We start from the raw sequence: 25,091 nt of genomic DNA on the forward strand, positions 1-25,091 counted from the left end.
TGGCAACACTCCGCCATTGTACTCATTCTCTTTCTCGGGATTTCCCAAATAACTCCTTGCCAAGCCGACTATTGCCTTTTCAAGAAGATAATCCGTTTTTATGACACGGTGATGATATATAACATACTTATAAAGTAGCCATCTACGATTAAAAAAGTCCTCAACAGTACTTAAGGTTCTAATATCTGGGCAAAAAAGAAAATGACCATTCATTATAATAAGCCTCATGGATCTAATCAATCTGTCATATTCAATACGTCCATAATTAAATCCGGAGTTTTCCAAATCCCTGGTCACATAATCAAGCCGGTCGCAATCTATAGACCCGTCAATAATGCGGTGAATATCTTCAAAAAGCGAACTTTCTTCGGTAAAAATATAAGTAACAAATTTGCTTACCAACCAGTAAAATAATTGTACCTGTGCTTCATCCCTTTGCTCAGGTCCATTACAAATTACAGATTCAGTCAAACGCTCCGCAATTCTATATCCTATTTCCTCGTGTAAATGGGCATTATTCTCAAAAAATTTTTTTAGTGAATTTTTAAAGTATGTTCTTCTCTCGTTTAAATCGACGTCAGGCATGTCTTTTACATCTTTCCATATCTCTTTTAACGCATTCTCAGATATGTGGCTAAAAGGAGGATGCCCAACATCATGCAGTAATGCTGCAAGGCGAATTGCTTGATAAATTAAAATGTAGGAAAAAAGGTGCTTATCGTTAATAACCTTTGGAGTATTTAATTGGTAAATTGGTTCACGATCATATATTATCCTTATGTTTCTATAGTCCTGCATCAAATCTACAAAGCTGTCACCCAGACTTAAACGCAACGTTCTATTAAAATCATTATCATTACCTAATTTTTCAATTTCATCGTTAATACTATCTAAAAACATATCCCTAACTTCATTATCCGCATTCAGCAGGCTATTATAAAAAATTAACCCGCCTAAATGCATCGTTCCCAGGGAATGTACAAATCGTTTAGTTTGATTGGATGGATATGTAAGATAAACAGTAGAATTCTGCAAAATGTTATGTAAACGGTTAAAAGCTTGCGTAGAAATAATTTGTTTCTCTAGATAACTAATTTGGATTGAGCCATGCAGTGAATCTGCAACCTGAATAATCTTTTGGTTTACCATACCAGCGCCTCCGTTGAGAGGATTTTTCTATATCTCAAGAGGTCGGAATATACGTTATTCATTATTGATTTCCATATGTGCATTTCCTTTTATAGCCTATTTTAGTTAAATATTATCGATATTTTACCATAAATTAATTGCTCCCCATTTTATTTTCCTAACTTCCACAGTTATTTTATAAATTTTTTTACTAAATTCGCCTGTATCATTATAACCGATAAAAACGGTACTTTTCCAATGTTAATCCTTTGGATAACAACAGGCCCTATATAACAATTTATCCGAATAATACAGTTAGTTTAATAAACTTTAAGCCTGACCCCTATTTAATTGCAATGGTTTCAGCGGTTATATTCTGGCTTACAGGGTCTACATCGGCCATCACCGGAGTGGCTCCCCGCATTACGGCGCAAGTGGCTGAAGCAATGAAGGTACGGCTGGTTACAATAACTTCATCACCGGGGCCTATGCCCAGGGCATAAAGGGCCAGCTCCAAGGCCACAGTTCCGTTGGCCAGGGCCACGGCATACCGGCAGCCGGTAAAGGCGGCAAACTCTCTTTCAAATTCCCGCCCCTCTTCCCCGGTCCAGTAGTTCACCTTGCCGGATTTTAGAACGTCACCGGCCGCTGTAATCTCACCAGCGGCAAAATATGGCCAGGGGGCAAAGGGCATTGCACGCACGGGCATTCCCCCGTCAATGGCAAGTTTATTCAATATGTAATCACTCCACAATTTTTTACTTAAAAAATTATTAATGAATCACATAGATCGTGAATTTTTCTGGAGATATTAACCAAGGTCCAATAACAACTTATCCGAATAATACAGTTAGTTTAATAAACTTTAAGCCTGACCCCTATTTAATCGGTTTGGCCGGAACGCCCACCGCAGTGCAACGGGGCGGTATATCCCGAACCACTGCTGCACCGGCGCCAATTGTGGACCACTCACCGATGTTAATTCCTTGGATTATTGAGGAATTAGTACCAATATTACATCCTGTATTTAAAACAACATTCCCGGAAACATTTACACCTGGTAGCAATGTTGAATAATCGTTCATTATGACATCATGCCCAATAGTACAATTCAAGTTAATAATTATATGGCTCCCTAAGCTAATATTTACAGTTAGAATATTACCGGCACAAATTATATTCCCAACACCCATTTCCACATGGCGAGACATCATCACAGAAGGGTGAATCAAATTCACAAACTTATATCCCCACTCTACAGCCTTTTTTACCAGGTTCATTTTGCTTCCGGGGTTACCCACTGCACACACGGTATAAACGGGTTCATTGATACGCCGGTTATAAAAAAAATCAAAGTCGCCCAATACGGGAAAACCGTTTAAAACCTTACCGTGATTGGCAACATTTTCATCAATAAAACCGAGCAATTCCCATTCTTCATTTACAGCATTTATATCCTCAACGAGCCAGGCAACTTCCCGGGCAAAACCACCGGCGCCGATTATAACCAGCTTTTTCAAATAGTATCACCTTCAAGCCCCATATTGACGCTGCTCTTGCCCTTTAAATTCCGGCATGGTAGCATGCCCCTGGGCACTTATTCCTTCGCGTTTAATCGTTTTTAATAATGTAAGCCATAGTATCTTTATATCCATCCGTAACCCCCAATTATCCACATACCAAATATCCAGTTTAAATCGTTCTTCCCAGCTAACAGCATTACGCCCGTTAACCTGCGCCCACCCGGTTATTCCGGGTTTTACCTCGTGGCGGCGGGCCTGCTCCGGTGTATACCGATCGAGGTACTCCATTAATAGAGGTCGCGGCCCCACAAGGCTCATATCCCCCTTTAACACGTTCCACAACTCCGGCAGCTCGTCCAAACTGGTGGCACGTAAAAAACGCCCCAAACGAGTTAAGCGCTGCTCATCCGGCAATGGGTTACCCTGCCCGTCACGCTCGTCTTTCATGGTTCTAAATTTATACATGGTAAAGGGTTTGCCATGCAAACCGGGGCGCACCTGCCGGAAAATTACAGGGGTTCCCATATTCAAACGAATTAGGATAGCCACTATAGCCAGGATGGGAAATATAACAATCAAACCAATTAAGGAAATCAAAAAATCCATTGTTCTTTTAATTGTATACATACGCATACCTCTTTACCCTTTACTTGTATAAAGGTCAATATCAAGCCACCATATATTTTAAACAGGCGGCTTTTCAGCATGGCAACTTATCTCGATTTACAACCGCCAAACCTGCTTCAACGTATCTAAAAGCTTCTGCTGCCGCTGCTTAACCACATCCTGCGTCCACTCTTCTTCCATCAACACCTGGGTAGTCAACGCAAAGGGTGAAGTCCCTTTTCGTGCAAAATATTCATTTTTCTTACGCTCAAACTCAAAATTGCGCGCCTGGCTATTCTTGCTGCGGGATAACAAAACCAGGTTCCCCAACCGGTGTGTCCACTGATCCCGGTCGCCTTCGGCAGGAAACCACTCCAGCCACTTGCTACCCTGCGGCGGGTTTTGGGGCAACACGTGCTCCACTGAAATTACCCGGTAATTATAAACAGCTTCCCCACTGGATAACGCGGCGTCCAAGCGCAGTAGAACCAGCAGGCGAACTTTAACTTGACGGTAGATATCCCCGTCAAGGGCTTCGATAACCAAACGTCGTTCTTCAGCAGTCAGTTGCAGCGGAGAAGTATCCGTGTATAGATCTTCCCCTGCCTCTATGGCCTTTAGCAACGCTCCGTAACGATCAATGCGCTGGTTTATATAGGTCCTGGTAATCATCATTCCAGCCGCCAGGCGCTCCAAATCGCGGAAAAAATGAACCAATTTTTCCGGCTGGTTGTTATTCCGAACCAGGAACAAGATAGCCGGTGGTATCCAGTCTGTATTATCGATGCGCCCGAGCCAACCGAGATACCTGTTTACCTCGCCGGCCAAGGCCGGGCTGGAATAATTAGCGTATAAAATATCATTATAAGCATCAGCCATCGGTAAAAGAACCCGGTCCACCAACTGCCGTGGTTCCTCAGTCGCGCACACCGCTTCCCGAAACTCTTTAAGAACGGTAGCCCGAGGCTTTGTTTTACGGTAAATCATTCGGATGTAGGCAAAAAGGTCCTTAAAAGCCTCCCGCCCCAGTTGTTCCTCAGCTTCCTCCCATTTACGGGCATATTCCGCTTGCTGCCCCTCGGGAATCTGACCGATAATCTCGGCTTTGAGGATATCTGCATGGGACAGATCCATACCCCGGTCGTTTAAAACAGAAAAAATCCGGTAAGCCGAGTCTATATCCGGCGTCCAAACCACCACCAGAAAACATCTATGTAACACATACTGAGCCAGTCGCTGCCGTTTCGCCTCCGGTAGTTCTTGCAAACGCGAACGGAATAATAATGCGTTGTCCCTGAAATTAATCTGGCTGTCCGTAAGGGAACCATTCAATTGTTTCAACTCTTCGATACCGCCACGGGATTGAATGTATTTTTCAAAAAAATATTGGTCCCGGGCGCGCACCGTCAAGCGATAACGATCCGGCGTATCCAGCAAAGAGCTGCCCTTTTCCACCAGAAACCTTTCCAGGTCACCGGCAACCTTTGTATCGGCCGTCAGTTCACGCAATACCGACAATAAGATTGTAAAAGTTATAAGCCTCTGCTGGCCATCCACAACCTGGGCTTCAGGATCTTTCCCCTTGATGAGCACAATACTGCCCAAAAAGTATGGATCCAGCTCTCGCACAGGTTCATCACTTTCACCCAAAGCAGCCACTAGATCATCGAATAACTCCCCGGCTTGTTCAGTAGTCCAGGCGTAGGGGCGTTGGTAGTAAGGTATGGAAAAAGCAAACCAATCGCTGAATACTTCTTTAAGGGGAAACTGTTTCCCTTCGATATCCGCAGACATAACCGTGTTTTCACCTGCCCTTTTCCAGACATTTATTTAGTTAACCAATCACCGATCTTTTTCTTTAAAATGACAACAGGTAGGAACAAATTGAATTAAAACGGGAAAGTTTACTGGTCTTCTTTATGTAATACTTGATAATGTAGTTACTTTAATAAACTTTAAGCCTGACCCCTGACAACCTACCTACATACCCCTTTGCTTCCAGCTCAGCTACAGCGGACTCTATTTCCAACACAGAAAAATGGGGTTTTATGCCATGTATCTCCTGAATGAACTCTCGCCCGGACAGGTTTCTTTTTTCCCTGTGGGCGGCGCGGTCAATATAAACAATGGTGGAGCGCAATTCCAGGTCCCGGGTTTTCATGTAACCGAACTCATCCAACAATTTGTTTATGTGTTCCTGGTGGACTGCTAAAAATTCTTCTGCTTTGCTTTTTATGACATCTTTTCCCGGTGCCGGTGAAATACTATAGCCGTTGACCCGGGAATCAAAGTCCACCGACACAGCACCTAAAGCGTTCATATAATCCAGGTCGTCCGTCAATTCGCTGCAATAGGGGCCGTGGATATACAGTGAATATTGATAGCCGCAAGGAACTTTATAGACCGCCCCCAGTAAATAAACCAGTTTTTGCAATGCCGTTTTTCCAAACCAGTATCCTTTCCCCTGCATTTTTTCAGCTAAAGCCACTATTAGGGCATAACGGTGCCAGGGGATATCAAGCGTAAGTCTCATTTTTTACCCCCACCTTAAAATTTCTCCGGGTTAACAGGCATCAATTCCTCCCCGGCATGGGAAAAAGGGCCATGCCCGACATCGTGCAAAAGGCTTGCCAAGCGCACTATTACGATAAACTTTTAGGTAACACATGCTCCACTTAAATAAACCGTTATAAACAGGCATTATTGCAATTTCACATACTTTTCGCCAGCAGCGTTATATAAACTCCCCCATTCTTTGTTATTCTCCGCAACGCCGCATTCTACCAAGACTTTCAAATAAAAATCCTTGAGCTCTTGCCAAATATATTCTGATTGAAAGTGTTCTTCAACATATTTACGTCCTGCGTTGCCTAACCTTTTTCTTAAGTTTTCATCCTTTAAAACCCAAATTAGATTATCAGCCAATGCTTTAACATCACCAATGGGGCTTAGTAAACCTGTTTCCCCGTGAATTACCGCATCCACAACTCCGGTTGCTAGTGTTCCTACAACAGGCACCCCGGCTGCTGCAGCCTCTAATGCAACGTTACCTAAACCTTCCCTGTGCGTTGGAAATGCCAAGCAATCCATTATACGGTAATAAGGTGCTACATCGTTAACATATCCGGTTTGTATGATATTTTTATCCGACTTTATTTCCTCTCGAATATTTTGCGGAACAGGATCGCCTTCTTCATACCTTCCAATCAAAATTAATCTTACATCCGGAAAAGCCGATTTCACAACTTTATAAGCTTTGATTAATTCAATAATTCCTTTATCTTTTGTAAGCCGCCCAACAAAACCAATAACAGGCACATCTTCAGGGATGCCAAGTTGACAACGTATTTTTTCGTGTTTTAAAGCCCCTTCATTCATGGAAGCAAATCGGGAAACATCTATTCCATTACTACTTCCTTTGCCAATAACATGGGCTTTTTTAGGGTCTAAAAGTCCAAGTGACACAGCCTGCCTACAAAGGCTGTTACTTACAGGCAACACACGGTGTGCGCAAAATACAGCTACCTTTTCACAAATGTACAACACGTTTTTCTTAAACCCTTTCGCAGTTTCCAAACGTAAGCCGCGAAGGGTGTATATTCTACAGGGAACCCTTGCCAGATAGGCAGCGATTCCCCCAAGCAATCCTGCTTTGGGTGTACCCACATTTACAATAACGGGTTTAATCCGCCTCATTAATAGAAACAATCTCCATAATGCAACGAAATCTTTTAAAGGTGATATTTCCCTCTCCATCGGTACAGCATATACATTTACCTTCTCTCTATTTTTAGCGATCTGAAGCTTTTCGCCAGGCGATGAAATTACGTAAACATCAAAACCTGCTTCCCTGAGATAAGCCAACTGCCCGCGCATCAAACCCACACTGCTAGCCGCAGTTACAATATGAATAACTTTGGGTCTTCTTATCATCTTCTGCATCCCCTTACCAAATATAGCGCATAAACAACTGATACCAAATTCTAAGCCTTTACCACATTCGCCCACTTACCGGAAATACAGTTTCTTGTATCAACAATTAACTTTGCTTTTTGCCGCAGCCAATCATAGTCAATACATGAATGGTCTGTAGTAATGACCACGCAATCATAATCAGCTAAGTTTTCCTCCGTTAATTCCACCGAAGTCATTTCCCATCCGGGGTAAGCCCGGTGGCCACCACTACGGGGTACATGCGGGTCATGGTAAGATACTACCGCGCCACGTTCGTTAAGTAACTGGATAATTTTCAAAGCCGGTGATTCCCTTTGATCGTCAACATCTTTTTTATAGGCAATACCCATAATTAAAATCCGGGCGTTTTTCATAGCAATGCCCCGGTCATTAAGTGCCCGCGCCGTCTTTTCCACCACGTAATAGGGCATGCTTGTATTAATTTCACCGGCCAGTTCAATAAAACGGGTGGCGAAATCATATTCACGCGCTTTCCAGGACAGATAAAAGGGATCAATGGGTATGCAATGCCCCCCTAACCCCGGACCGGGTAAAAAGGTTGAAACCCAAAGGGTTTGGTACTGGATGCCGCTATAACCTCCCAAACGTCAATGTCCATCTTGTCAAAAAGTATTTTCATTTCATTGATCATGGCAATATTAACAGAACGGTAAATATTTTCCAAAAGCTTGGTGGCTTCCGCTGTCCGGGTTGATGAAACAGGTACAACCTTGACTACCTTTCCATACAATGTCTTGGCCACCTGTAAGCATGCATCTGTTGTACCTCCTACAACTTTTGGTATAACTTCAGTTTTAAATTTGGGGTTACCGGGATCTTCACGTTCGGGCGAATAAGCTAAAAAGAAATCTTTTCCCACAGTTAAACCACTTTTCAATAATACAGGCAAGATGACTTCGTCAGTTGTGCCGGGATAAGTGGTACTTTCCAAAACAATAAGTTGCCCCGACCGCAGGCACGCTGAAATGGCGGAAACAGCATTATTTATGTAAGTGAGGTCCGGTTCCCTTTGAATCGTTAGTGGCGTAGGTAAACAGATTAATATGGCATCCGGTTCCCCCAACCTTCGAAAATCGGCTGTCGCTTCCAAAAAAGCATTGTTTCTGGCACTTGTCACTTCTTCCGAGCTAATATGTTTTATATACGATTGCCCGGAGTTTAGCAGATCGACTTTGCTCTCATCGTTGTCAAAACCAATAACTTTAAACCCAGCCCGGCTGAATACCAGGGCCAGGGGCAAACCCACATAGCCCATACCAATGACACCGACAACACATGATTTATCTTCAATCTTTTGTATAAAATTTTGCATTTTTATCCCCCACGGCTTGCTTATAGTAACCTACCTCAAAACCTCACATCACGGAACATGTCCCAAGTAAAACTAAATTACATTGTCCTTAAACCAAGTTACCGTTTCCCGTAGCCCGTCAAAAACCGCATAAGCTGGTTCATAGCCCAAAAGTTGTTTCGCCTTGCTTATATCTGCCTGAGAATGTCGCACGTCCCCAGGCCGGAAATCCCGGTAAACAGGTTTTATATTGGCAGCCTCTGGTTGCATTTCGCTAACCAAGTCACGAATCATATAGAATAACTGGTTCAACGTTGTACGGTCACCAAAGGCAACATTGTACACTTGCCCAACTGCTTTTTCATCCTTTACGCTAGCGGCCAATAAATTGGCCTGGACGGCATTATCTATATAACAAAAATCCCGGCTGGTTTCACCGTCTCCATTAATATAAACCGGCTCGCTCCTAAAAAGACCGGCAATCCATTTAGGAATGACCGCCGCATAAGCCCCGTTTGGATCCTGCCTGCGGCCAAAAACATTGAAATAACGAAGACCGATACATTGCATGTTATATATTTGACCAAATACCCTAGCATATAATTCATTTACATATTTAGTTACGGCGTAAGGCGAAAGGGGTTGTCCAATTCTATTTTCCACTTTAGGCAAATCGGGGTGATCGCCATATGTAGAACTGGAAGCAGCGTATACGAAACGCTGCACTCCGGCATCCCTTGCTGCTACAAGTATATTTAGAAAACCATCAATGTTGTTTTGATTGGTGGCAATGGGATCATTTATAGAACGCGGAACAGAACCCAAAGCAGCTTGGTGTAAAACGACATCCGCATTTTCGCAGCATGTTTTACAGATTTCCAGTTCCCTAATATCCCCTTCGATAAGCTTAAACCTGGATGCCTGTTCGCCAGTAACGTTGTTTAGGACAGCATCAATATTGTGTTTATGCCCGGTGGAAAAATTATCAAGACCTATTACCTCTTGATTGAGCTGCAATAGCTTTTCCATCAAGTTAGAACCTATGAAACCAGCCACACCAGTTATCAGCCAAGTTTTACGATTTTCCAACAAGCTTAGTTGAAGTTGTTGATATCTACTCAATTTAAGTTAATCTCGCCTGCCTTTCGTTTGTTCAAACTCTTAACATATTGTGCAAATTCACTCCAAAAATCATATCTAGCCTTATCTATCTTGTCCTTTGTGTAATCCGATGCAGTGATAAAGTTTCGCCTGGCCTGTTGTTCCAACCATTCGTGGTTATTTACGCTTTTTAGAATCGCCTCGGATAATGCGTTACTATCACCCGGTTTATGCAGGCATGATTCGTCCAGTAATTCAGGTATACCACCCGCCGTGGACCCCAATGCAGGACAACCCCTGCTCATAGCCTCAATTAATGCCCGTGGCAATCCTTCTGTTAAGCTGGGTTGAATATAGAGATCTATATTATCCAACCAATTTAAAACGGGATTCCCCCCGGGTAATGTACCACAAAAATATGTAATTTCAGATAAACCAAGTTTGCGGGCAATCTCCTTAAAAGGTTCGGCATTACCACTCCCAAGAATATGAAACTCAAAGGGAGGCAATTCCTTTTTTGCGTTATACAATGCTTTCAAAGCCACGTCAATACCTTTATATTTAGCGGACATGGACCCAATTAAGCCAATCTTAAGAGGTGATGGTTTATTTTTAATGCGCACAAGTCTCATTTGAAGCACATCATCAGAAGTAAAGGGCAACTCCACATCTGAGCAGGCAACTGTTTTACCGTTCGAGGGATAACGCTTTTGTAAGAATTCTTTAGTTACGTATAATACAAAGGGTGCACGGCGAATTAATGCTTTATTTTGCAACTCTGCATAGGGTGCATAAACTTTCCCTTTCCAGTTGCCATAATTCCACAATGCATCCCATGAGCAACCAACCACCTCCACGGCCCATGGCTTTTTTAATCGCTCCGCCACTTGAATGGCCAATCTTCCGGTTAAACTAACCCGGGCAATAAGCGCATCGGCCTTGCTAATCTCATCGAACAATATTTTTTGCGCTTTATTTCGCTTAAATAGCATAGCCTTGGGGTTACTAAGGGATGGCACTGGAACAAAGGACACATTTGGCCCGCTTGAAAGTTTTAGGCCTTTTGTGGATTCAAGTGTAGAAATATCTTGGCATCTTGAGATAACGGTTAGTTCATCAAAGTGCTGCAGATACCGTTGGAATACTTCGTAAGGAAGGTTGCCGTTGGTATAGTATTCGTTTGGATTGTTTTTGTATAAGATAGTGTCATGGGCAAATACGGCTTTCATAAAAACCCCCTTATTTTAAGAGCCTATTCGAAAAGTTTCATAAATAATTTATACCACAATTAGAAACCCCTCTGTCCCGTGGTGATTCCGATTTATAATCACCTTTGTTGTGTCACGTGCCAGCCTGGAAATAACGAAGCTTATAAAAATAATGTCAAGCTCAATTTAAATTTTGATAAACAAACCATGATACGGAAAAAGATATGGTATATGACTATCCAATGCAAATTGCGTTTTATACAAATACAAAAAACCATATACAATTATCAAAAAATATAAAAAAAACCTCCTGGAATCTCTATTTAACGCTTTACAAGCCATTGGAGCGGCTATAAAAAAGGCACTATTTGCGTAAAAAATCAATCTCCCTAGTGAAACCATACTACTATAAAAAGACACAATAAAGGATACGGCAAAAACCGACATAAAAAGTTTATAATAGTCTAATTTTTTTATATCAATTTTATTATAAAATAACAGCAGCAATATCAACAATGGAACCGTGTCAAAACTTAAGATAGAAAAGCTAAAATCATTTACCATAGCATAACCTGCATAACGCTCCCCCATAAGTGGAACTAAAAATTTCGAGATACCCATAAAAATAAAAGGCGTAGCAATAAATCCAATAATTAAAAACCTCTTTACTCTCTTTGAAAGATAATCTTTCTTTAATGCAAAGTAAGCAAACAACAACATAAAAAGCGATGAGTAGTGAAAAAAACCGGCAATTAAAACTAGCAACACATATTTTGTCGCATTTCTTTGCACAATATAAGGCAAGGCATTTAAAACAATACCTAAGGCAATAAACATTCTCAATAAACCCACTGCAAGCATTTGAAAGTATAACATAGTGATTAATAGAAAAATTGCCATTGGCAAACTTATTATGTGTCTAAACTTCACAAAAACCCGATAAAAAAGAAACAATGGCACAAAAGAAGTGGTTATTTGCATATATAAATAATTACTTGTAAACTGCGATATTAAATTATTCAATATCAGGTATCCCGGTTCAATTGTTTCCGTCCGAAAGACATAAAACCACCCATACATAGTAACATCATTAAAAATTCTAATATAGGAAGGATCATCAATAGCCGTGTAACTTCTTAAAGCAAACGTTAGAAACAAAATTAAAAACGACAATGTTATGTACATTTTAAACTCGAAGGTTGTTTTAGATTTTTCAGCTAAAGCAGCAAAAAACACAGCACTTAAAATAATCGCACTATAATATAATGCAGTGCTTAGTTGTTCCTCCGGTAAAATAACACACATCCCAAACGCTATAAAAATATATAAATATAAAATAGCAATATCCACGAACTGCCTGTTCGATATAGTATTTTTAGTGCTCTCAATTTTATTTCCAGCTTGAAACATTACTAAGCATACCTCTATAATCTAATTATTTTAGCGTTAGTCTAAATAACTAAAACTTACTATATAGGACTTCTAAATCTTTAGCCACTTGTTCGACATCATAACCGGCTGTTTTTAATTCAACCACTCTTTCCCCAAATCGAGGGCGTTCTAATTGCAAGCATTTTATAACCCGCTTTACCCAATAATCAACATCACTTTGCAACCCAACAAACTCCATCAAACCCAGCTTCATATCAACTTCCTTGGTAATCACATCTGAAACAACACAAGGAACCCCTGCTGCTTGGGCCTCTATTAAAACAACCGGTAGCCCTTCATAAAGGGACGGAAAGAGAAAAAGATCCAAAGCGCCCATAATAAGCGGAACGTCATCTCTTATTCCCAGCATATGGACACGGTTATCAATACCCTTGGCATGAATAATTGTTTCAATTTCGGTTTTTAACGGGCCATCACCCACAAGCACCAAGTGAGCATCGGGTAATTTTTTTAAAAGGGCATGAAAAATCTCAATTAAAAATTTATGGTTTTTCTGTTCATGAAACCTACCCACATGCCCAATTAGAGGCACGTTTACCGGCAACAAGAGCTTGTCTCTTAGTTCATGTTTATCCCCTAATTTAAATTTGGACAGCTCTATAGCATTAGGTATCACTCTAAACCGGGAATCACTTCCACAATCGGGACCGAATAAATGCTGTCCTGCTGCACGGGAACAACCATACAGGTGCGTGGAATGTTTTAAAATAAGGTGGCGCATAAACTGGCGGTAAATAAGTCTTTTTATTGTATCAGTTTTACCGTCTTGAGTGTTATGACTGTGGGAAATACGCAAAGTCAACCCAGCTTTTTGAGCAGTACGTACAATAAAACCGCTATAGTAATGTACATGGCTATGTACACCGTGAAAAGGCCCGTATTTATGCAGCACCTGCATCAACGTCCGGCCATATACACGGGGACCTACCTTGGCAGGGCTTGGGAGGTGAATTATCCGTCCTCCCAAATCTTTAATCTCGTTATCATAATGGCATTGTTCCTTTGTATGTACTGCAAAATCAAACTGTACTTTATCACGGTCTATATGGCGGTAGATATTCATAATCATGGTTTCCGCGCCGCCACGGTTCATACCGCCAAAAAAGTGAAGAATACGAACAGGTTTATTTTTTTGCATTAATACAGCGCTCCTATCGTTTTGCCGGTATAAAATGCATTTTATAAACTATTGCTAACAAACTAACCAATAACTGCACCAGTGAAGTAATAATTAAAGCATAAGCCGCGCCTTTAAGTCCGGCAATGGGAATTAATATGGCACATGAGGATAAACTAACTAAAGTTACTATGCAAAAAATAGCTGGCTGGATTTTGAAAAACCTAGCCGCTGTTAACCCGTAGCCTAAAAATGATGCTACATATCCAATGCCGGCGCTTACGATAATCAAGTTAAAGATACCGGCATATTCCGCATACTCCGGCGTATAAAGCAAGGCAAGAATTTCTCGGCCAAAGGTAACAGACACGCCCAGACCCATTATACCCAGCCCAGCACCTAAAAGGGCTAGCTTTAACAGCAGCCGCCGGTAAGCCTTCATATTGGCAAAGGCAAAATATTTAGCCAAACGCGGGCTGGCTGACTGCCCCAGCGCACTTACAACAGTATTTCCTGCTACAATTAAATAAGCCATGGCTGAAAAATAACCTAATGCTTCAATGCTCAGTTCATGTTCTATGAAGTAACGTGGAATATTTGAGTTCAATGAAATTAAAGCCATAACAGCACCAAGGGGTAAACTTAGCCGAGCCAACGGCCATAACTTTTCACCACTAAAGACCGGCTGTGGTTCACTAAAGTTACGAGTGTTAACCCAATCATAAAGAACCAGGACTAGAAACCAGCTAATGATTAAACCTACAATACTTAATGTAATGCTACCTGTGACTATAAGTATAATAACCAAAACAACCAGCGACAGAATTCCTTTAACAATATGTGACTTAGCAATCAATTGCATTTGTTCGTGTTTTTGAGCCAAGCCAAAACAAATATCGCTAACGGATTCAATAAATTTGGCTAAACCAAGCAACATAATAACAACCGCTGTTTCCCCACGGTAACCACCGAACCAAATAATTAATAAAATTATGGCTAGGGCAACAGCGCTGCCGGAAATTCGCAGCCCCAAATATTCACCAAAGGAATGTTCATCTTTGGCATCCGTGGCTTGAACGCCCCTTAACTGCAAATTAGTCAACATAAACACAGGTGCCGTTACAGCTAAGCCCAGCGTATATTGCCCCACCACGACGGGAGTGCCTAGTTTTGCCATCGCCATTAACATACCCCACTGGCAGGCGGCATAAATAACGTTACCCGTAAACGTCCAGGAGAAGTTTCGGCGCAGGGACATAGGTTTAATTTGTTTATCATTTGATATCATAAAAACATTATGCTTCCCATCATTTTCTTTAATGCGAAAGTATTGGATACATTAATTTGTTAAACTAAAAAGGACACCCCCAACTTGCTCACCCCAAATTGGCGCGTCCTAATTATAAGAGTATATATGTAAACATAACCTAACACCTGTTTCATATGTAAAATATTCACCTTCACTAAACACCAACATCCCACGACACACTATACATAACGTTTGCGACAAAACTGCTCCGGAATTTCCTTCTTTATATAGCAAAATTCAGCAAGGACTTCAAAATTCCTGCTTCTTTTCCAAAAAAATCTCATTCATTAAACAACAATATATGCCATTTGTCTCTTTGACCTGATCCGCTTTAGCGGCCAGCTCCAGTACAGCTTCCGGTGCTGTTTTGGCATAACGCCGGGTGGTGGAAATGTTTTCATGGCCCAGTACTTCCTGAACCTTGTCAATTGCCACACCTTTTTGCAGTAGTTGGGTACCTACTGTATGTCGGCAACGATGGGGATAAAAATGCACGCCAATTTGTTTTTTGCACTTGTAAGACCAATTCCTGTATTGAATTGGTGTAACATCAATTAGAGATGCCTCACCAGTCCTTTCCTTTTGTATCTCCGCCAATTTCCTGGCCACTTCTGCATCCATCACCGGTACATATCTTTCCTTATTTCCTTTGCCATGCCTAACCCGAATGATATAGCCACCGTTATCTAATCTAATTAGATCGTTACATTTCATAGCCACAACTTCACTTGTGCGCATTCCGGTGGCCAGCATAGTGCGAAATCCTAGAGCAATTGTTTCCGGGATTGTACTTAACCAGTTATCCAGCAACTCAAGCTCGGCGGTAGTCATGAATTTTGGCAGAGCTTGTCCTTCCTTTACACGCAGTCTTCTGGTGTTTATGGGGTTGCCGGCAATTTTGCCTTCTTCAATCAGAAAATCATAAAAACCCTTAAGTACTGATACAGCTTTATTCACTGACCGGGGTTTTAGTCCCGCTTCCACCAGGGAATTTCTGTACAGCCTGGCGTGGGTGGGATTCAGGGCAAGAAAATTAATATTATTTTTATCGGCAAAGTTTACAAACCTGCTCAAATTATATGCGTATCCTTTTACAGTTACCTCCGAATTACCACGCATTTTGAAATCAATCAGATATTCTTTTATTAGTTCCCTTAACTTGGATTGCATTTTTAATTTAACCCTTTTGGGATGACTATGTATTATTCTCGTTATAAAACAGCTCGACAATTACATCTTGTTTGCTTTTCCCCATATACTGAGCAATGTCGGTAATAACAGCACTCAATGTGCCCACCCTCAGAGGGTTGTGGGCAGGCACAGTAATATGGTGCTTTCTCTTTTTTATGTTGGATGTCAGGCGAATATGGCTTCCTGTTTGTCTAGTAACAGAATACCCATATTTCTTCAAAATAACAGTAAACTGCTTGGCATCAATATCACGAGGAATTCTCATATTGCCAAAATCTCTTCTTTTATGAAATGAATTTTTACCATATCCGGCATTTCTTGATCATCAAAATGACATCTTACCGCGTCTTTTATCTCTTCTTTTATTGCATCCAAAGTATCACTTTCCGAGAATATAGAATACCCCAGAGCCCTAGCAATATAACCACCTTCTGGAGCTTCTTTAACAATAAAGATTATCTCGTTTTTCATTTTCTCACACCTTATATTCGAACTGCCCATGTTTTCCTTTATATATATTTTGCCTCGCGGCATCTAAATATAAGCATTTCATACCAAACATTCAACCATTGAACGTTTAACTCATTTTCTCAAGTATATTTACAACATTATATTTGCCATCCATATGATCCACCCGGGCGTCATCCCAGGTGATCACCAGAGCGTTTTCCAAAAGATCCTCCGGTAAATCGTTAATCCCTTCGGATATTCTGTAATTTACCCCCAGGTCGTGCGCGGCAATTTTTAATACGGCCAGCACATCGCCGGGGCTTCCGCAGAGTATGATTTCCTTTACGGGGCCATAAGTAACCTGGTGTTCGGTTATAACTTGTTCCATCGCCCGGCTTATTTTGATGATCTGCTTGTATGCTGCTTTAAGATACTGATAAGCCAGCCGGGTTTTTTCAGCCATGCCCCTGGGGGTTAGAATATAACGCAGCGTCCTGCCGTTGACCCTTTCCAGCTTGACCAGCCCTTTATGGACCATTTTTTTCAGCAGTAGGTTTACGGTGCCCACCGAAAGGCCGGTCCTGCTGGCGATTTGACGCTGGGATAAATCTTTGTTTTTCTCTATATGACTTAATATTTCATATTCATGAATCGACATTTTTCACCTATATATATATATATATATTACCGAACCGCACCCGAACACTTTTACCTGGTTAGGGTGCGGGCTAAAATGTTCAATCATTGAACATTTTAACTCAGGACAAAAATTTTGTCAATATAGGCAGGTTATTCCCTTAATATTAAAAAATGATATATCCCACATTTTATCACTCAAATTACCGCAACCAGAACCTGTACAATGCCCGGCGTTCCTTTATTTCATCCACTTTAGCCGCCAGTTCATAGATAGCTTCCGGGGCGGTTTTAGCGTAGCGCCGGGTGGTGGAAATGTCGGCGTGCCCCAGCACGTCCTGCACTTTATCTATAAAGACTCCCCTTTGCAATAGTTGGGTGCCCGTGGTATGCCGGCACCGGTGGGAGTGGAAGGCCACTCCGGTTTCCAGGCGGCATTTGCGGGCCCACCATTTAAAGGCATGACTGGTAACCCCGAATAAAGGTTCATCGTCCCGGCGGTCCCCCACGAAGTCAATTAATTCATTTACCACCCCGGCATCAATAACGGGCACATACCGCTCCTTGTCCCCTTTACCATGCCGTACCCGGAAGATATAGCCGCCGTTGTCCAGCACAATGATATCGTTAGGGGTAACGGAGGATACTTCACTCACCCTCATGCCGGTGGCCAGCATGGTGCGATAGCCAAGGGCCATATGGCGGGGGATGGTTTTCAGCCACCGGTTGAATATCTTCAGTTCTTCCGGCGTCATGAAGCGGGGCAGGGATTGGCCTTCCTTGACCCGCAAACGGCGGGTGATAATGGGATTGCCCTGCACCTCCTGCTCATCCACCAGAAAGTCATAAAAACTTTTCAAGGCGGCCAGCACCGCGTTGATGGTGCGGGGTTTTAATCCCTGCTGCACCAGGTGGTTGCGAAACTGTTTGACTTGCTTCAAAGTCAGGGTGGTAAAGTCCAGCCCGCTACTTTCCACAAAGGATATGAATTTATCTAAATGGTAGCTGTAATTGCTTAATGTATGCGCCGAGCTGCCTTTCATTTTCAGTTCGGTTAGGTAACTTTTCACCTGCAGGCGGAGCATAGTTTACCTCACGTGCTACTATTCTTGTATCTCAGTCAACAGATCCAGAAAGGTTTCAAGGTTATCCTTAAACTCACTAAAGGTTGGCACCAAATCCCGAACCAGGGGTTCCATCCTGGCCCATTCAAGTTCATACCCGTATAAGTTGCGAAAACGATGTCTAAAGCCCAGGTATTGCTGCAACTCCCCCAACAAATGATCATTGATAACCGCAGGTCTTTTGGAGGGAATGTCCAGCGTCATTTGCTCCAGCAGGTCACGGTGCCACCCCTGTGATTTAGGCACCACTTGATCAATTTCACGGGCTATGCTAATGAAGATTTTCTCTATTCCGGAGTAAAAATCGTGCAGTATTGAGGCATAAGCCCTGAGTTTAACGCTTTTGAGCTTTTGTTCTTTGAGTTTTGCCAGGGTTTTTAACTCGTCCTGCAGCTTTTCCAATTGGTCTAACTCTTTCCGAATGCGTGCTTCCAGCAAAATTAAGTTTGGGATCATAACTCCAACCCCTTTTGGAGAATATAATCCCTCACTTCAGGGTCGATTCTTTCCAGCTCAATCAGGTCAAAGTCAAACGGGTGTAGTATATCCATGACCTCTGCGTATACCCGCCAGAAGTTCTGTTCACTACTCAAGTTTAATGTGGCAATGTCTATATCGGAATGCTCCATAAATTTGTCCTTTTCCAGCAAGGAACCAAATAAGAACACCCGGCACTGATAAGCCTGTTTTAAATGCTCAGCGGCCTTGCGGGCCAGGGTAATAGCTTTTTTGTAGCGGGCCTCCAGTTCCTGCTCCCTCTTCTTTTTTCGTTCAAGCCACCCGGCGCGGTAGCCGGCCAGTTGTTTTGGTGTTAACACAATAACCACCCCGGCATTATTATACCAAACTACCGCAGCCAAAAACTGTATGACTTCCTATACAACTCGAAAGAATTTTTTTATTTAGCGCCGGTAAAGACCCTCCATTTTACACACTGGTTTCGTATTTAATATTGTAAGCACACCATGTATAGTTTTATATAATCTGACGGGACAGGTTTACACTGCCCTCACTTTTCTGTAACACTTGAAATTGGGCAGTATGGCCGCCAGAGCGGCAAATACATCTTCATCCTTAATCCGGGTGGTTTTTTGGGCCAAAAGCAACAGCTCCTGCTCCAGAGCGGCTATATCCACCAGGCAAGGTTTGGCTACAAATATTCTTTTATGCTTGGTGGCAGCGGAGCCCTCTTCGGCGGTGAGCAGTTCTTCAAAAAGTTTTTCACCGGGCCTGGCACCGATAAATTTTATTTTAATGTCTTTTTCGGGTTCCAAACCGGAGAGCCTGATCATTTCGCAGGCCAGGTCCACTATTTTCACCGGTTCACCCATGTCCAGTATGAACACTTCGCCCCCGTCCGCCATGGAACCGGCCTGGATGACCAGCTGCACCGCTTCGGGGATGGTCATGAAGTAGCGTTTCATCTCCGGGTCGGTGACGGTAACCGGGCCGCCGTTTTTAATTTGTTCTTCGAAGATGGGCACCACACTACCCCGGCTGCCCAGTACGTTGCCGAACCGCACGGCCACGAACCGGGTGTGGCTGATCCGGGCCATGTGCTGCACAATGAGCTCGGCCATGCGTTTGGTGGCCCCCATAACGCTGGAGGGGTTTACTGCTTTGTCGGTGGATATCAGTACAAAGGTTTTGGCACCCGCCCTGTCCGCTGCCTCGGCCAGGTTTTTGGTACCGAATATGTTCGTTTTCACTGCTTCGTCCGGGTGTAATTCCATCAGGGGCACATGCTTGTGCGCGGCGGCGTGGAAGACCAATCCCGGCCGGTTTTGTTGAAATATGTAATTAATCTTGGGCTGATCCCGTACGTCGGCGATTTCTATACCCAGGGGAAGATCCGGATACTTGGCGGACAGCTCCAGCCATATTTTATGGATACTGTTTTCTCCGTGGCCTAAAAGCACCAGCTTTTTGGGGGCAAAGCCCGCCACCTGGCGGCAGAGCTCCGAGCCTATGGAGCCCCCGGCCCCGGTCACCAGTACTGTTTCCCCTTTGATATAGTCCGATATTTCACCAAGGTTCAGTTTCACGGGCTCGCGATGCAGCAAATCTTCGATTTTCACCGGGCGCAGGTGACTGACGGATACCCGGCCGTCGATGAGCTGGTACATGCCGGGTAATATTTTTACCTCCAGGCCGGTTTGGTTACATATGGCCACCAATTCCCGAATAGTTTGTGCATCCGCAGAGGGCATGGCAATGATGATAGTTTCAATATTATAACGTTTGACCACCAGGGAGATCCGCTGCCGGCCACCCAACACCGGCAGGTCCAGCACTCGCATTCTTTGCTTGCCTTTGTCATCGTCGATAAACCCCACCGGCATAAGGCCGCTGTCATGGTTTTTCAGTTCCCGGGCCACCAGCACGCCGGCGTCCCCGGCCCCGATGATCAGGGTGCGCTTACCATAGTGACCGTTGCCTTTTTTGCGTTCCACCACCAACCGCCAGCTTAGGCGCGAAGCTCCCACCAGTAAAATTAACAGCGCCCAGGAAGATAATATGATGCTGCGGGGCAGCAGGTTTTCAAATAAATATGTAAGGGCGATGAAACCCAGGCTGCCCAGGGTTACCGCCTGTACGATGGCGATTAGTTCACTAATACTGGCATATGCCCATACCCGGTTGTATAATTTCATAACATAAAAAAAGGCCAGGTATACCAGTACCACCATGGGAGCAATTTTGTAATACTGTAACAAGTGCGGAGCGGTTAGATCCAAACTTTCGAACCTGAAAATATAGGCAATAATAATTGACAGATTGATTAATACAGCATCGCAAAATAGCAGCAGTGCTAATCGCGCGTGACCGTTCATGTAAAGTCACCTCAAGGGATCATCTTATTCTGCCCATATACAGCCGGTATGCTACCGGTCACCAAGTATAGGGACCTTTTTCCTGCTTAATATAGGACTTCCACTTTATTGCCCGGTAAGTTCTGATATATTATAATAAAATTGTAGAATGGTGTAGTGTGTATTGGTGAAACGAGTATGGTGTTATAAATGAGTACATTTTGAGCGATTGAATGTTATTTCGCTATTTTATTGGGAAACTCCTCCATGTTTGGAGGAATAAATAACAAAAAACTGAAATAAATATTAATTTTTTTTAATAAAAAAAACCCGGGTATACAAGCCCGGGTTTTCTTGTTCCCTAATTTTTTATAAAGCTACTTTGGGCATGCTCTTTTTTTTATCATCCTTGGCATAGTAATAATAGTGGTAATAATAATTGCTGCTGTTGGCGTCCACCTGGTTCAGCACTACACCGATTATTTTGGCGTTAGCCTTTTCCAGTGACGATTTGGCCTCTTGCACCATCTCAATTTTGGTGGAAGCAGTTTTTACCACCAGTAGCACTCCGTCCACCATAGCGGACAGCAGTGATGCATCGGTTACCGTCAAAGCAGGTGGCGAGTCCACCAGAACAATGTCATAGGCCTCCCGGGCAGCGTTTATCAAGGCGGCCATTTTATCGGAGGCTATTAGTTCCGCCGGATTGGGGGGGATCGGCCCGCAAGTCAATACATCCAATCCGAGCACTTCGGTACTCTGCACCACCCGGCTGAGTTCCTGGCCGTTTACCAAACAGTTCGTTACCCCAACTGTATTATTTAACATAAAGTTATTATGCTGCACCGGTTTTCTCAGGTCGCAGTCCATAATCAGCACTTTTTGCCCGGCCTGGGCCAGTACCACCCCCAAGTTGGATGTGGTACTGGATTTACCCTCATCGGGTAAGGTGCTGGTGACCAAAATAGTCCGGTAGGGCTTGTCTACCCCCGCAAAACTTAAATTGGTACGCAAGGTACGGAATGCCTCCGCAAAGGGTGAACGGATGTCGACACTGCTGAAAACCGGGCTGCTATGCTTTTTTGGCATTTAATAACCCCCTAACGGATTTATTACCGGAACCCCTGTAGAACGGAATAGTACCCACCACCGGTAATCCCAGGTGTTTTTGCACATCGTCGGGACTTTTGATGGTATTATCCATAAATTCCAATACAAAGGCCAAGCCCACCGCCACCATCAACCCCAACACCAGGGCTATTGCCATGTTAAGCTGTTTGTTCGGCTTTACCGGGTTGGCGGGCACCAGGGCCGGCGAAGCAATATTAATGCTGGTCTCGCCCATATCGATGGATTTGGCGATTTGGGTTTGGGTGATCTTTTGGGCCAGCATGTTTTGAGTTTCTTCCAGCCGGCTTATTTCATTTTGCAGCTGCTGCTGTTTAATTTGCTTGGCACTTAGCACTGTCTGCAGCGAGGCCAGCTGTGCCCGCAGCCGCTCGATGGCTTCGTTCATGGCCGCTAGGCCGGCGGTCTTTTCCGCCAGTTGGGCTTCCTTTTCGTTTAACTGCTGGGACAGGCTAACATAAACTTGGTTGGCTTCCTCCGAGACAATAACCCCCGTGCCATCCTGGCTCACTCTGTCAACGGTGATGGTTTCCGGGGTCTGGGCCAGCTTGGCCCTTAAACTGGCCACACCGGCCTCCAACTGCCTTGCCTCGGCATAGGCTAGATCCGCTTGGGTCTGGTAGGCGTTTAAATCGTCGGTCAAGCTGGCAAACTGTTTTTGCAGGTATTCCACACTTTGAGCGTCGGAATTAAATAGCCTGTATTCTTCCAAAAGCGCGTTCAATTGTTTATCGGTTTCTTCCTTTTGTTCCAATAAAAAGTCGGTGGAGCGTGTCATCTGCTGCTGGTTTTTTTCCGATAGGTATTCCAGGTATACTTCACCCAGCGCATTGGCCACGTCGGCGGCCAGCCTCGGGTCGGTGTGCTGCACCCTGAGCTCTATAATGTTGCTGTCCTTGGCCACTTCGGCCTTAACCATACCCGCCAGGTTTTTAGCCTTGTACCCCTGTTCGTCCAGATTAAGTTTGTCGACCACCCGCTGGTACATGGTATCACTGGTTAACTGGCTGACATAGGTATTCATGGTCATGAGGGGTAGCCGGGATATAGTATTGATCACTGATTCCAGATCGTTACCGCTTTGCAAAGAGGCCGGCTGGTTGCCAACAGGCATGGTGACCAGCAGCATGGATCTGGCTTCATATACCGGGTCCATGACAAAATAACTCATCACGGCACTGGTAAGCAATGCCAGCAGGGTGATGATCACAATCACCTTGCTCCATTTTTTGAGCACCCCGAATATTTGCCGCAGGTCTATTTCGTCGGACTCTATGTAGTCAGGTTTTTCAGACATTACTTCACACTCCTGTGTAATGTTTAACTATCTAATTGGATAAATTAGTTATCTCGCCCGCCAAGGGCCTTTTGTCCGGCAAGCCCTACAAACACGGCGCAACTTAGCGACTGGTGAATTTCTTGCGCCATAGCCTGCCCAAAAAGCCCAGCTTACTTTTATTGACCTCCTTCTCCAACACAGGTGGCCGAGCCGGAGCATGCCCTTGGAGCAATCGTTCCGGGTTGTCCATCGTCAGCAGTTCCCCCAGGCCCGCACTGTACCCCTCGGCCACCCGGCAGGCTTTGGCCAGATCGGGAGAGCGGCCGCCGGTGCCGTGGGCATCGCTGCCGATAAAATGGTAGCAGCCATCCAGCAGGTAATCTATGGCTACCTGGCGCACCCGGCTGCCGAATAAACCGGTGAGACTGCCCGCAGTGCACTGGCACAGCGCCCCTCTGTCAATAAAGGAGAGCAGCAAATCCGGGTCCTCAATAAACCTTCTATTCCGCTCGGGATGGGCAATAACGGGAGTTACACCCTGCAGGGCGATTTCAAAAAGTGTTTGGTTGGCATACACCGGGATTTCCCCGGCAGGGAATTCCACCAGCAGGTATTTGCCACCGTCATACAGCGTCAGCGCCCGGCCTTCTTTTAGCCAGCGCGGTATTTCCGGTTCCAGCATATATTCCGCCCCGGGATATACTGCAAGGGGTATGTTATGGGTTTGCAGCACGCCACGCAATTCCTGCACCGCAGCCAATATTTTTTCCCGGGTGTTATTATACACACCGGTCATAACATGAGGAGTGGCCACCACCGCTTTAATACCACCGGCCACGGCACAGCGGGCCATTTCCAGTGATTCCTCCGTGTCCCGGGAACCGTCATCCAGACCGGGAAGTATGTGTATATGTAAATCAATCATTGACATACCTCGCCATTTGCTGCAGCATTTCTTTGCGCAGCTGGCTTTTTTGTTCCTTATAATGCTTTTCCGCCCGGTCGGCCATATCAGTGGACAATCCCTGGGCCTGCAGTTCGGCCCGCATATTACCCAGAACTCTGTTGAAGCTGCGATCGGCTTCCTTCTCCAACTGTTTTCCGGCGTCCACATACGCAAGGGCCAACCGGCCGATGGAGATATCCTTTTGCCCCTTTTGGACGGCAATGTAGTCCGCTTTGGCGGATTCCACCAAACGGTTTATCTCCTGGCGGTACCGGGCTTCCATGGTTGAAAATATTTTTGTGTATGTATTCTCAATAATAGCTTTTTTTTCTGTCTTGTTTAACTCCGGGTCATAGGATATGTTTACATTCCCCGCAGGAGTAAATGTGACATAACTTGGCCAGTCCAGCTCCTTTATTTCCACATCCCAACCCGGCCTGACATCACCGCCGGGGGTAGTGCCCGTAGGGTCTTCTCCCGCGGGATTATATGAAATAGGTTGAAAATCGCTCCTGCCCAGCAGGCTTGCAGCGACAACAACAGCTATACACACCAAAGCACCGGTAAGTATTACCCAACCAGCTTTTGATTGGGGCCATATTTTCTTTTTGCGCTTCTTCCTTTTGCGCAAAGGCAATAAACCACCCCCGGCTTGGTCACAAAATATAGTACAGTTTTATATATTTCAACATGGATTCTGCAACTCCTGCAGCATTTTCCCCGGGGTCAGGCTTAAAGTTTGTTAAAGTAACCGTAGTGTTTGATAATGTAATATGGAGTGGTGCGGGGGAATGGGGGTAAATAAAGCTGCCTC

25 protein-coding genes and 1 pseudogene are annotated in these 25,091 nt (G+C 44.1%); all 26 read right to left on the reverse strand.

All coding sequences use genetic code 11. The features are described 5' to 3' along the window. The coding region (locus LX24_RS13610) for an HD domain-containing protein (protein WP_166512694.1) at positions 1–1,149 on the reverse strand (1,149 nt) is incomplete at its 3' end. A gap of 322 nt (positions 1,150–1,471) precedes the next feature. After that, entirely contained in the window at positions 1,472–1,864 is a 393-nt protein-coding gene (locus LX24_RS13615) for a DegT/DnrJ/EryC1/StrS family aminotransferase (RefSeq protein ID WP_243131756.1), read from the reverse strand. A 142-nt stretch (positions 1,865–2,006) separates the two neighbouring features. Next, positions 2,007–2,648 carry an acetyltransferase gene (locus LX24_RS13620; protein WP_166512695.1) on the reverse strand — a complete coding sequence of 214 codons (642 nt, stop codon included), beginning with the start codon at positions 2,646–2,648 and terminating at the stop codon, positions 2,007–2,009. A 12-nt stretch (positions 2,649–2,660) separates the two neighbouring features. Further along, the gene (locus LX24_RS13625) at positions 2,661–3,284 is read right to left on the reverse strand and encodes a sugar transferase (protein ID WP_166512696.1); all 624 of its coding nucleotides are present in this window, start codon (positions 3,282–3,284) and stop codon (positions 2,661–2,663) included. A 90-nt stretch (positions 3,285–3,374) separates the two neighbouring features. Beyond that, positions 3,375–5,051, reverse strand: coding sequence for a DUF262 domain-containing protein (locus LX24_RS13630; protein ID WP_166512697.1), 1,677 nt, complete (start codon positions 5,049–5,051; stop codon positions 3,375–3,377). 151 nt (positions 5,052–5,202) lie between these two features. Continuing rightward, positions 5,203–5,790, reverse strand: a complete 588-nt coding sequence (locus LX24_RS13635) for a hypothetical protein (RefSeq protein ID WP_166512698.1) — start codon at positions 5,788–5,790, stop codon at positions 5,203–5,205. Between the two features lie 14 nt (positions 5,791–5,804). Next, entirely contained in the window at positions 5,805–5,897 is a 93-nt protein-coding gene (locus LX24_RS15320; RefSeq protein ID WP_423244345.1) for an HD domain-containing protein, read from the reverse strand. Between the two features lie 60 nt (positions 5,898–5,957). Next, positions 5,958–7,190: a glycosyltransferase family 4 protein gene (locus tag LX24_RS13645; RefSeq protein ID WP_166512699.1), complete on the reverse strand. Its 1,233-nt coding sequence runs from the start codon at positions 7,188–7,190 to the stop codon at positions 5,958–5,960. A 50-nt stretch (positions 7,191–7,240) separates the two neighbouring features. Continuing rightward, positions 7,241–8,544, reverse strand: a pseudogene (locus LX24_RS15325) (nucleotide sugar dehydrogenase). Between the two features lie 72 nt (positions 8,545–8,616). After that, positions 8,617–9,645, reverse strand: coding sequence for an NAD-dependent epimerase/dehydratase family protein (locus LX24_RS13655; protein ID WP_166512700.1), 1,029 nt, complete (start codon positions 9,643–9,645; stop codon positions 8,617–8,619). Beyond that, positions 9,642–10,853, reverse strand: coding sequence for a glycosyltransferase family 4 protein (locus LX24_RS13660; protein ID WP_166512701.1), 1,212 nt, complete (start codon positions 10,851–10,853; stop codon positions 9,642–9,644). Before LX24_RS13660 ends, LX24_RS13655 begins: the two co-directional genes overlap by 4 nt. Positions 10,854–11,018: 165 nt before the next feature. Continuing rightward, positions 11,019–12,242, reverse strand: a complete 1,224-nt coding sequence (locus tag LX24_RS13665) for an EpsG family protein (protein WP_166512702.1) — start codon at positions 12,240–12,242, stop codon at positions 11,019–11,021. A gap of 49 nt (positions 12,243–12,291) precedes the next feature. Continuing rightward, complete coding sequence (locus LX24_RS13670) at positions 12,292–13,422, reverse strand: glycosyltransferase family 1 protein (protein ID WP_166512703.1); 1,131 nt, start codon at positions 13,420–13,422, stop codon at positions 12,292–12,294. Between the two features lie 13 nt (positions 13,423–13,435). After that, on the reverse strand, positions 13,436–14,689 hold the full coding sequence (locus LX24_RS13675) for a lipopolysaccharide biosynthesis protein (RefSeq protein ID WP_166512704.1): 1,254 nt from the start codon (positions 14,687–14,689) through the stop codon (positions 13,436–13,438). A gap of 270 nt (positions 14,690–14,959) precedes the next feature. Then, the gene (locus LX24_RS13680; RefSeq protein WP_166512705.1) at positions 14,960–15,880 is read right to left on the reverse strand and encodes a tyrosine-type recombinase/integrase; all 921 of its coding nucleotides are present in this window, start codon (positions 15,878–15,880) and stop codon (positions 14,960–14,962) included. Between the two features lie 25 nt (positions 15,881–15,905). Further along, complete coding sequence (locus tag LX24_RS13685) at positions 15,906–16,166, reverse strand: type II toxin-antitoxin system HicA family toxin (RefSeq protein WP_166512706.1); 261 nt, start codon at positions 16,164–16,166, stop codon at positions 15,906–15,908. Continuing rightward, complete coding sequence (locus tag LX24_RS13690; protein WP_166512707.1) at positions 16,163–16,372, reverse strand: 2-oxoisovalerate dehydrogenase; 210 nt, start codon at positions 16,370–16,372, stop codon at positions 16,163–16,165. Before LX24_RS13690 ends, LX24_RS13685 begins: the two co-directional genes overlap by 4 nt. Positions 16,373–16,478: 106 nt before the next feature. After that, on the reverse strand, positions 16,479–17,009 hold the full coding sequence (locus tag LX24_RS13695) for a winged helix-turn-helix transcriptional regulator (protein ID WP_166512708.1): 531 nt from the start codon (positions 17,007–17,009) through the stop codon (positions 16,479–16,481). A 181-nt stretch (positions 17,010–17,190) separates the two neighbouring features. Next, a complete protein-coding gene (locus tag LX24_RS13700; RefSeq protein ID WP_166512709.1) occupies positions 17,191–18,072 on the reverse strand; it encodes a tyrosine-type recombinase/integrase in 882 nt (293 codons plus the stop codon). Between the two features lie 18 nt (positions 18,073–18,090). Then, the gene (locus LX24_RS13705) at positions 18,091–18,567 is read right to left on the reverse strand and encodes a ribonuclease toxin HepT-like protein (RefSeq protein ID WP_166512710.1); all 477 of its coding nucleotides are present in this window, start codon (positions 18,565–18,567) and stop codon (positions 18,091–18,093) included. Then, positions 18,564–18,929: a nucleotidyltransferase family protein gene (locus tag LX24_RS13710; protein WP_166512711.1), complete on the reverse strand. Its 366-nt coding sequence runs from the start codon at positions 18,927–18,929 to the stop codon at positions 18,564–18,566. The genes LX24_RS13705 and LX24_RS13710 overlap by 4 nt, the downstream gene beginning before the upstream one ends. A gap of 180 nt (positions 18,930–19,109) precedes the next feature. Continuing rightward, the gene (locus tag LX24_RS13715) at positions 19,110–20,945 is read right to left on the reverse strand and encodes a polysaccharide biosynthesis protein (RefSeq protein ID WP_166512712.1); all 1,836 of its coding nucleotides are present in this window, start codon (positions 20,943–20,945) and stop codon (positions 19,110–19,112) included. A gap of 348 nt (positions 20,946–21,293) precedes the next feature. Next, positions 21,294–22,013: a CpsD/CapB family tyrosine-protein kinase gene (locus LX24_RS13720; protein WP_166512713.1), complete on the reverse strand. Its 720-nt coding sequence runs from the start codon at positions 22,011–22,013 to the stop codon at positions 21,294–21,296. Then, positions 21,997–23,349, reverse strand: a complete 1,353-nt coding sequence (locus LX24_RS13725) for a GumC family protein (RefSeq protein WP_166512714.1) — start codon at positions 23,347–23,349, stop codon at positions 21,997–21,999. Before LX24_RS13725 ends, LX24_RS13720 begins: the two co-directional genes overlap by 17 nt. A gap of 103 nt (positions 23,350–23,452) precedes the next feature. Beyond that, a complete protein-coding gene (locus LX24_RS13730) occupies positions 23,453–24,256 on the reverse strand; it encodes a tyrosine-protein phosphatase (protein ID WP_166512715.1) in 804 nt (267 codons plus the stop codon). Next, complete coding sequence (locus LX24_RS13735; protein ID WP_207706621.1) at positions 24,249–24,914, reverse strand: hypothetical protein; 666 nt, start codon at positions 24,912–24,914, stop codon at positions 24,249–24,251. The genes LX24_RS13730 and LX24_RS13735 overlap by 8 nt, the downstream gene beginning before the upstream one ends. Between the last annotated feature and the right edge of the window lie 177 nt (positions 24,915–25,091).

The sequence above is a fragment of the Desulfallas thermosapovorans DSM 6562 genome (genome assembly GCF_008124625.1).
Lineage (GTDB): Bacteria > Bacillota > Desulfotomaculia > Desulfotomaculales > Desulfallaceae > Sporotomaculum > Sporotomaculum thermosapovorans.